This is a genomic window from Streptomyces sp. NPDC047117 (assembly GCF_040643545.1).
Lineage (GTDB): Bacteria > Actinomycetota > Actinomycetes > Streptomycetales > Streptomycetaceae > Streptomyces.
In genome coordinates this window covers 1-5,076 of record NZ_JBEYUN010000025.1, presented here as the reverse complement: position 1 = coordinate 5,076, position 5,076 = coordinate 1, and the positions used below count along the sequence as shown (strand labels likewise).

The 5,076-nt window shown below is 74.7% G+C and carries 3 protein-coding genes; all 3 read left to right on the top strand.

Annotation, left to right across the window (positions count from 1 at the left end):
- Positions 1-310: 310 nt before the first annotated feature.
- The 3 genes from ABZ840_RS33505 (at position 311) to ABZ840_RS33495 (ending at position 4,943) form a co-directional block, all read left to right on the top strand.
- A complete protein-coding gene (locus tag ABZ840_RS33505; protein WP_361566427.1) occupies positions 311-2,158 on the top strand; it encodes a glycoside hydrolase family 3 protein in 1,848 nt (615 codons plus the stop codon).
- Positions 2,159-2,351: 193 nt separating this feature from the next.
- Complete coding sequence (locus ABZ840_RS33500; RefSeq protein ID WP_361566424.1) at positions 2,352-3,080, top strand: hypothetical protein; 729 nt, start codon at positions 2,352-2,354, stop codon at positions 3,078-3,080.
- A 231-nt stretch (positions 3,081-3,311) separates the two neighbouring features.
- Positions 3,312-4,943: a phosphodiester glycosidase family protein gene (locus tag ABZ840_RS33495; RefSeq protein ID WP_361566421.1), complete on the top strand. Its 1,632-nt coding sequence runs from the start codon at positions 3,312-3,314 to the stop codon at positions 4,941-4,943.
- Positions 4,944-5,076: the final 133 nt, after the last annotated feature.

Here is a 5,076-nt window from a genome sequence, read left to right as displayed (position 1 = left end):
CCCCGCGCTCAAGCCCCCCGAAGCTCCGCCGCGAGCCGTCGGGAGAGCTGCTCCGCGCTCAAGCTGCCCGAAGCTCTGGCGCGAGCCGTCGGAAAGGCCGGCCGCCGCCTCGAGTTGCCGGTCACCCGGTTGGCGTGTGGGCATTGACCGGCAATTGTTTTCCGGATATCCGTGTCTCCTTGGCAGTTTCCTTCAATACGCCAATACGCCTGGGCCCGGACGGACCGGAGCGGCCTGTGCCGCGCCCGGGCCCCATGGGGCCATCAGCACCGAGGAAGTCCTCCGAGGAAGCCCTCCGGAAGGAGCGCACATGCACTCCAGACGTCAGCTCGACTCCAGACGCCCGCTGCACTCCAGACGTACCGTCCTGACCGCTGCCGCCGCGGCCGCCGCCGCGGCTGCCACCACCGCCGGCCCCGCCGGCACCGCGTACGCCGCCACCCCGCGCGGCACGCACGACCGTCTGCGCGCCCTCATCTCCCGCATGAGCCTGGAGGAGAAGGTCGGCCAGCTCTTCGTGATGCGGGTGTACGGGCACTCCGCCACCGACCCGGACCCCGCCGACGTCGAGACCAACCGCAAGGAGATCGGCGTCTCCAACGCCGCCGAGCTGATCGCCAAGTACCACGTCGGCGGCATCATCTACTTCTCCTGGGCGCACAACACCCGCGACCCGCACCAGATCGCCGAGCTCTCGAACGGCATCCAGCGGGCGGGCGCCGACCAGCGGGTCCCCGTGCCACTGATCATCGCCACGGACCAGGAGCACGGGATAGTGGCCCGCATCGGCGCCCCCGCCACGCTCTTCCCCGGGGCGATGGCCCTGGCGGCGGGCGGCTCGCGCGAGGACGTGGAGACGGTGGGCCGGATCGCCGGCGCCGAGCTGTACGCCATGGGCATCCGCCAGGACTACGCGCCCGACGCCGACGTCAACGTCAACCCGGCGAACCCGGTCATCGGCGTACGGTCCTTCGGCGCCGACCCGCGGGCCGTGGCACGGTACGTCGCCGCCGAGGTGAAGGGCTTTCAGTCGGCCGGTGTGGCCGCGACGGCCAAGCACTTCCCCGGGCACGGCGACACCGACACCGACAGCCATGTGGGCCTGCCGTACATCCACCACACCGCCGAGGAGTGGGAGCGGCTGGACGCGCCGCCGTTCAAGGCGGCCATCGCGGCGGGCATCGATTCGATCATGACGGCTCATATCGTCGTACCCACGTTCGACAAGAGCGAGGACCCCGCCACGCTCTCCCGCCCGATCCTCACGGGCGTCCTCCGCGAGCGCCTCGGCTACCGGGGCGTGGTGGTCACCGACTCGCTCGGCATGGAAGGCGTACGGAAGAAGTACGGCGACGACCGGGTGGCGGTGCTCGCCCTGAAGGCCGGCGTCGACCAGCTGCTGAACCCGCCGGACCTGAAGGCCGCGTACAACGGTGTGCTCACCGCGGTGGACAAGGGCGAGGTCCGCGAGCCGGAGATCGACGAGAAGCTGCTGCGCATCCTCGCGATGAAGGAGCGCCGCGGGCTGTTCGCGAACCCGTACACCTCGCGCCGCGCGGTGGACCGTACGGTCGGCACGCGGCGGCATCTGAAGACCGCCGACCGGATCGCCGACCGCACCACGACGCTGCTGGTCAACGAGGGCGAGTTGCTGCCGCTGTCCAGGCACCGGTCCCGCCGGGTCCTGGTCGTCGGCGCCGACCCGGCCGCGCCGTCGGGCACCGGCGGCCCGCCCACCGGCGTGCTCGCCCGCACCCTCGGCGAGCTGGGCTTCACCGCCACCGCGCTGTCCACGGGCACCGCGCCCACCAAGGCGCAGACCGACGCGGCGGTGGCGGCGCTGGCCGAGCACGACGCGGTGGTCGTGGCGACGTACAACGTCACCGCGGGGTCGACGCAGCGCGGGCTGGTGCAGGCGCTGCTGGAGTCCGGCAAGCCGGTGGTCCAGCTGGCGATCCGCAACCCGTACGACATCGCTCAGCTCAGCGGCGTGAAGGCGGCGCTGGCGAGCTATTCGTGGACCGATGTGGAGCTGCGCGCCGCGGCCCGGGTGCTCGCGGGCCGCCGGGAGCCGAAGGGGCGGCTGCCGGTCCCCGTCATGCGCGCCGACGCCCCGAAGAAGGAGCTCTTCCCGATCGGTCACGGCCTGTCGTACTGACGACCTGTCGTACTGAGCGGCACCCGTACGGGGGGCCGATGCGCAGTAGGCCCGCCCGTACGGAGAGCGGTCGTACAGGGACCGGTCGTACGGCAGGCGTCGCACGTGTCCGTACCGCATCCCTCGTACCGCGTGCGCAATACGCCGGTGCCGGCTGGCGTGTGCCCGTCACGGCGGGCCACGCTGGGCCGGTATGTCCCGGAACGTCAGAACGCCAGGAGGAGGCCTCGTACCCGCCCTCGTTCCTGTCCTCGCCCCCGGCCCCATCTCCGTCCTCGTCTCCGGAATCGCCCTTGCCCTCGTCGTGCTGCTGACCGGTTGTCAGGAGCGGGACGGGGGCCGGTCGTCGCACGGCACCGGCAGCGCTCCGGGTTACGGGGCGGTGTTCCTGGACCGGGGCGAGTGCAGCACGCGGGGGCGGGGCGCGGCCTTCCGCGAGGTGGGCTGCGGGCACGGTGCCGCCGCGGCGCGGGTACTGGCGCGGCGCTCCGGAGGGCACGGCGGGGGCTCGCGCTGCCCGGCCCGTACCGACTTTGTGCTGCACATCAGCGAGCACCGGCCGGACGCCGACGAGGACGGCGACGGCTCGGTCCCGCAGGGGTACGCCTGTATGCGCAACCTGCGCGCGCCGCACCCCGGGGACCCGGGGCAGGGCGGTGGCCCGCGTACGGTGGCGGGCGACTGCGTCTATCTCGCCGCCGGGCTCCAGGCCCGCGAGACCCCGTGTGACGGGGCTCGCTCCCGCGCATCGCACTCCCGCGCATCGCAGTCCGGTGAATCGCGCTCCCGCACGCGCCACCGGCCCGAGTACGAGGTGACGGCGACGGTCCGGACCCGCGCCTCGTGCCCCTCCGGGACGGCCCTGTACCTCCGGCTCCCCGACCACACCACGGGCTGCGCCCGCCGGCTCGGTCCGGGCTGACGCGCCCGGCGGCGGCCGCCGGGGCCCGCCCCGTGTCACCCACCCGTCACCTCTCCCCCGCCTGCCCTCCGCCCGTTTTCCTTTCGCGCGACGGGTTTTCGTGGTGCCATCCCGGTGCCCTGCCCCGCCCCGCCGTGTTCCGAAGGAGTTCCGGTGCCGCGTCCCCGTTCTGTCCCGCGTGCCTCGCGCGCGTCGTCCCGTACGCTCTCGCCCGCCCTGTCCGCTGTGCTCGTGACCGCGCTCGCCGCGACATTCGTGATCCCCCGCCCGGCCACGCACCGGACCGGAGCCGGAGCCGAGGCCGGGGTCGGGGCCGGAGCCGCGGCCCCCGCCGCCTTCGCCCAGCCGAAGCAGGCCACGCAGCCCGAAGTGGGCATGCAGCGGGTCAACGCCCAGGGGTCAGAGGAGTTCACCCTCCCCCCGAAGTTCGCCCACTGGCGACACCAGCGGCTCGCGTCCGGCGTCGGGCTGTACGAGGGGACGCTGGCCGGGCGTCCCGGGGCCGATCACTGGACGGTCACCGTGCGGCAGGACGGTGCGGTGCTGCACGGCCGGGAGACGGCCGACGGGCTGGTCCGCGCGCTGCGTGCCGCCGGGTTCGCGCCGCGGGCCGAGGACGTCCGGTGGCCGGCCGGTGCGCGGCAGCGGGGCACGGTGGGCGTACGTGTCCGCGTCGGCACGTACGGGGACCAGGGCCGGGCCGACGAGGCGCGCACGGCGCTGAAGGCCGCCGGCTTCGACGCGGTGGGCGAGTGGACCGGTGCCGACGGCACCCCCGGTACCGGGCTGGCGCGCGTCAAGGTCGCCGTCATCGACCCCCGGGCCTACAAGGGGCGGCTGGACGCCGGTTACGGGGCGGGGGTGGCCGGGCGGGAGAAGGTCACCGACCTCGCGGCCCGGTCGGACGCGCTGCTCGCGGTGAACGCCGGGTTCTTCGTGATGGAGGAGCAGGACGGCGTACCGGGGGCCGCGGCCGGCATCGCCGCGTACGGCGGGAGGCTGCAGAGCGCCGCGACGAACGGCCGGGTCGCCGCCGTTCTGCGGGGCGACGGCCTGCGTCCCGAGTTCCGGCGGCTGCGGACGGAGCTGTCCGTCACGGCGGGCGGTGACACGGAGGCGGTGGACGGCATCAACCGGGTGCCGGGGAAGGTGCGCAACTGCGGCGGCACCGGCGGGGACGCGCCCACCGAGCGGCCGCTGCACGACGTCACCTGCACCGACCCGGACGAGATCGTCCGCTTCACGCCGGAGCTGGGGGCCGCGACCCCCGCCGGGCCGGGCATGGAGGCGGTGCTGGACGCCGACGGCCGGGTGCGGGAGCTGCGGCCGCGCGGCGGCCCGGTCCCGGCGGGCGGCTCCGTGCTGGCCGGGACCGGCGCGGGCGAGCGGTGGCTGCGCGCGCATGCCGCGCCCGGCTCGGCGGTCCGGCTGCACGAGCGGATCACCGACACCGACGGCCGCCCCGTGCGGCTCACCGGCCGGGACGACATCGTCAACGGCGGGCCGCAGCTGGTCCGGGACGGCAAGGTGGCCGTGGACTTCGCCGGGGACGGCATCGTGCACCCCGGCGACCGCTCGTTCGGGTACGCCTGGGGCATCAAACGCAATCCGCGCATGGTGCTCGGCACCGACCGGGCCGGGCGCCTCCTCCTGCTCGCCGCCGAGGGCCGCCGGCCCGGCCGCATCGACGGGCTCGGTCTGACCGAGGCCGCCGCGCTCATCAGGTCCCTCGGTGCCACTCAGGCGATGAACCTGGACGGCGGCGGCTCCGTGGGCATGGCCGTCGACGGCCGGCTGATCACCACACCGTCCGACGCCACCGGCGAACGTCCCGTCGGCGACGCCCTGTTGCTGCGACGGTGAGGAAGCCGGACGCGGGGCCCGGCCCGGTACGGCAGTGGGCCCGAGCGGGATTACCGCCCGGGCCCAGCCATCACCGCGCCGAAGCCGAAGGCCGCGACGAGGGTGAGGACGAGCGCCTGGCTGGTGACGGAGC

Coding starts and splice junctions, on each gene's coding strand:
- ABZ840_RS33505 (WP_361566427.1), top strand. CDS start 311: ATGCACTCCAGACGTCAGCTCGACTCCAGACGCCCGCTGCACTCCAGA.
- ABZ840_RS33500 (WP_361566424.1), top strand. CDS start 2,352: ATGTCCCGGAACGTCAGAACGCCAGGAGGAGGCCTCGTACCCGCCCTC.